5 protein-coding genes are annotated in these 3,404 nt (G+C 69.9%); 4 read left to right on the top strand and 1 reads right to left on the bottom strand.

Annotated elements, in window-relative coordinates; all coding sequences use genetic code 11:
• Positions 1-679 (bottom strand): polyprenyl synthetase family protein (locus DBR36_RS15750; RefSeq protein ID WP_258222911.1); only part of this gene is annotated, 679 nt, incomplete at its 3' end.
• Positions 680-743: 64 nt separating this feature from the next.
• Here DBR36_RS15750 and DBR36_RS15755 point away from each other — a divergent pair.
• From DBR36_RS15755 to DBR36_RS15770, 4 genes are all read left to right on the top strand, one after another.
• The gene (locus tag DBR36_RS15755; RefSeq protein WP_108320657.1) at positions 744-1,124 is read left to right on the top strand and encodes a DUF3040 domain-containing protein; all 381 of its coding nucleotides are present in this window, start codon (positions 744-746) and stop codon (positions 1,122-1,124) included.
• A gap of 303 nt (positions 1,125-1,427) precedes the next feature.
• Positions 1,428-1,859 carry a division/cell wall cluster transcriptional repressor MraZ gene (gene mraZ, locus DBR36_RS15760; RefSeq protein ID WP_108320658.1) on the top strand — a complete coding sequence of 144 codons (432 nt, stop codon included), beginning with the start codon at positions 1,428-1,430 and terminating at the stop codon, positions 1,857-1,859.
• Between the two features lie 98 nt (positions 1,860-1,957).
• A complete protein-coding gene (rsmH, locus tag DBR36_RS15765; RefSeq protein WP_108320659.1) occupies positions 1,958-2,911 on the top strand; it encodes a 16S rRNA (cytosine(1402)-N(4))-methyltransferase RsmH in 954 nt (317 codons plus the stop codon).
• Positions 2,908-3,404, top strand: a 497-nt coding sequence (locus DBR36_RS15770) for a hypothetical protein (protein WP_108320660.1), incomplete at its 3' end; no start/stop codon positions are given. The genes rsmH and DBR36_RS15770, both read left to right, overlap by 4 nt.

Here is a 3,404-nt window from a genome sequence, read left to right on the forward strand (position 1 = left end):
GCGCCTCGTCGGCGTCGGCCAGCGAGGCGCCGATCAGCAGGGGCTGCTGGATGCTGTAGCGCGCCGATTTGTACGAGGCGACGCGCAGCGCCCGTTCGGCGTGCGAGTCGTCGGGGTAGGCGGTGTACGCCGACTCCTCGGCCACGTCGAGGAACTGGCCGATCGTGACGTCGCGCCGCATCTGCGCGTACGCGCGTCGCGTCGCCGCGGCGGAGGCGGGCGAGAGCGCGAGGCCCTCTTCGAGAAGGTCGTCGCTCCACGCCACGAGCAGGTCGCCCAGCAGAATCGCCCCCGAGCGTCCAAAGGCGTCGGAGTCCCCTGTCCACGCGGCGTCGCGGTGGCCCTGCTGCAGCGCGCGGTGAGCCGCGGGCTGACCGCGCCGGGTGTCGGAGTTGTCCACCAGATCGTCGTGCACGAGAGCGGCGGCGTGGAAGATCTCGAGCGAGGTCGCAACGGCCAGGGGGGCCTCGTCCGGGACGTCGCCACCGGCGCCGACGGCCGCGAAGCCGGTCAGGCAGAACCGGGCGCGCAGACGCTTGCCGCCGCGCAGGGCGGATGCCCCGGAACGGGTGAGCATTTCGGCCTCGGGTCCCAGTGAGGACGCGTACGATAGCTGTTCGGAGAGGAACTTGTCGAGTCGCTGGGAAACAGCTTCGATCGGTTCCTGGGAGGTCGGCACGGGCCTAGCCTAGTGATCCACGCCCCGCGTAGAATCGTCCGCATCGAACAATAGAGGGGGATGCATGCCACTCTCCGAACAGGAGCAGCGTCTGCTTGATGAGATGGAGCGCCATCTCATGAGTAACGACACCGATGTCGTGTCGGCTCCCAGTCGCGCCCTCAGCTACCGCAACATCGTCCTCGGTTCGATCCTGGTGCTCGCCGGTCTCGGCGCTCTGGTCGTGGGCGTCTCGATCGGTTTCAACACCGGCGTCCTGGGCATCGCGATCGGCGTGATCGGCTTCCTCCTGATGGTGGGCGGCGTCATCTTCGCCGTGACTCCCACCCGCGGAGCGGCGGTGACGCCCCCGCGCGCCGCCAAGCAGCGTGGTCCCCGCACCTCGGGCAGCTCGTTCATGGACCGCATGAACGATCGTTGGGATCGTCGCCGCGAAGGCCCCTGACCCCGCAGCTCACCCCTCGTCGATCAAGCACCGGCTCTTCGGAGTCGGTGCTTTTTCGTGCGCCCGGGGGTCGGCATCCATCGATCTTCGGCGACCGATGCGCTCCCTTTCCCTCCACTGACGGCCCGCGGGGGTGGTGCCGGCGCGGAATTCCGCGGGTGCGGGGACGCCGATCTCGGGTGCCGCACACAGTACACGGAGGAGCGTCTGCCCAGAAGACCCCTGATTTCGATGGCGTAGTGGAGGGTGGTGGAGTAAAGTGGGGGAAACTTCGCAGGCCGGACGAAGGGGGTGGACGCCCGAATGCTGCTCGGTACGCACACACCCAAGCTCGACGACAAGGGTCGGGTCATCCTGCCGGCGAAGTTCCGTGACGATCTCGGCGCCGGAGTGGTGATCACGCGTGGGCAGGACCGCTGCCTCTACGTGTTCAGCACCGAGGAGTTCGAGCGCGTGCACGAGCGGATCCGCGAGGCCCCGCTCAGCAACAAGCAGGCCCGCGACTTCCTGCGCATGTTCCTCTCAGGGGCCAGCGCCGAGAAGCCCGACAGTCAGAACCGCATCACCGTCCCGCCCGCGCTGCGCGCGTACGCGGGGCTGGGTCGGGAACTGGTGGTCACCGGTGTCGGCGCTCACGCCGAGATCTGGGATGCCGAGGCCTGGAACGCCTACGCGGAGAGCAACGAAGAGACGTACGCCGAGATGGAGCAGGAGGTGATCCCGGGACTGTTCTGACCCTCCGCCTGTGATGCCCAGCCGCACGCCCTGACGCACTTCCCCGGCGCCAGGTCGATGCGGGTGGGGATCAGAGCCGAAGGACCGGCCCCCTCATCATGGACATCCGCGACATCCACACCCCCGTCTTGCTCGAGCGGTGCGCCGAGCTGCTCGGTCCCGCGCTGCAGAAGCCCGGAGCCGTGTTCGTCGACGGCACGCTCGGCATGGGCGGTCACTCCGAGGCGTTCCTCGAGCGCTTCCCGAACGCCCGGCTCATCGGTCTGGACCGCGACACCGACGCCCTGCGCATCGCGGGGGAGCGGCTCGCGCGGTTCGGCGACCGCGTCACCCTCGTGCACACCGTGTACGACGGCATCGCCGACGCGGTGGCCTCGGCCGGTGTCGAGAAGGTCGACGGCATCCTGTTCGATCTGGGCGTGTCGTCGCTGCAGCTCGACGTGGCCGACCGCGGCTTCGCCTACGCGCAGGACGCGCCCCTCGACATGCGCATGGACCAGACCACCGGCGTCACGGCGGCCGAGGTGCTCGCGACCTACGGCGAGGGAGACCTGCGCCGCATCTTCGAGCGCTACGGCGAAGAGAAGCTCGCCGGACGCTACGCCCGCGCGATCATCGCCGCCCGCAACGAGGCCCCGCTCGAGCGGTCCGGTCAGCTCGTCGACGTGCTGCAGGCGGCCACTCCCGCCGCGGTCCTGCGCGAGCGCCACCCCGCCAAGCGCGTCTTCCAGGCCCTGCGCATCGAGGTCAACGCCGAACTGTCGGTGCTCGAGCGCACCATCCCCGCGGCCCTCGGCGTCCTCGGCGTCGGCGGGCGCATCGTGGTGCTGTCGTACCAGTCGCTCGAAGACCGTCTCGTCAAGCGCGTGTTCGCCGAGTCCTCGGCATCCACCGCTCCGCGAGGACTGCCCGTCGAGCTGCCCGAGCACGCGCCGAAGTTCCGGCTGCTCGTGCGCGGAGCCGAACTGGCGAGCGACGACGAGCGCGCCGCCAACCCCCGAGCCACCCCCGTGCGCCTGCGTGCGGCCGAGCGGATCCAGGAGGACGCATGAGTGCACCCCAGGCCATCGACGCCGCTTTCCTTCCCGACTTCCCGACCCCCGTCCGCGAGCGCCGGCTCACCGTCGTCCCCCAGACGGCCCGCCGCCGGGCGCCGCGCCGCCTGTTCGGCATCGTGGCCGTCGCGGGTGCGCTGGTGATCGTGCTGGTGCAGATGGGCCTCGGCATCCTCACCACCCAGAGCTCGTTCGAGATCGCCTCGCTCACGCAGCAGCAGCGCGACCTGACCTACCAGAAGCAGATCCTGTACGACGAGACCGCCGGGCTCAGCTCGCCGCAGTACCTCGCCGCGAACGCCGCCGCGCTCGGCATGGTGATCGACGAGTCGCCGACGTACCTGCGCCTCAGTGACGGCGCGGTGATCGGCTCGGACAAGCCCGCCGACACCACTTCTTCGGTGGATGCCAAGGGCCGGGGCTCGGTGAACAACTCGCTGATCGCCGGGGTGCCGCTGGTGACCGACCCGGCCGCCTCGACCACCGAACC

It is taken from the genome of Microbacterium sp. HMWF026, assembly GCF_003061325.1.
Taxonomy (GTDB): Bacteria; Actinomycetota; Actinomycetes; order Actinomycetales; family Microbacteriaceae; genus Microbacterium; species Microbacterium testaceum_E.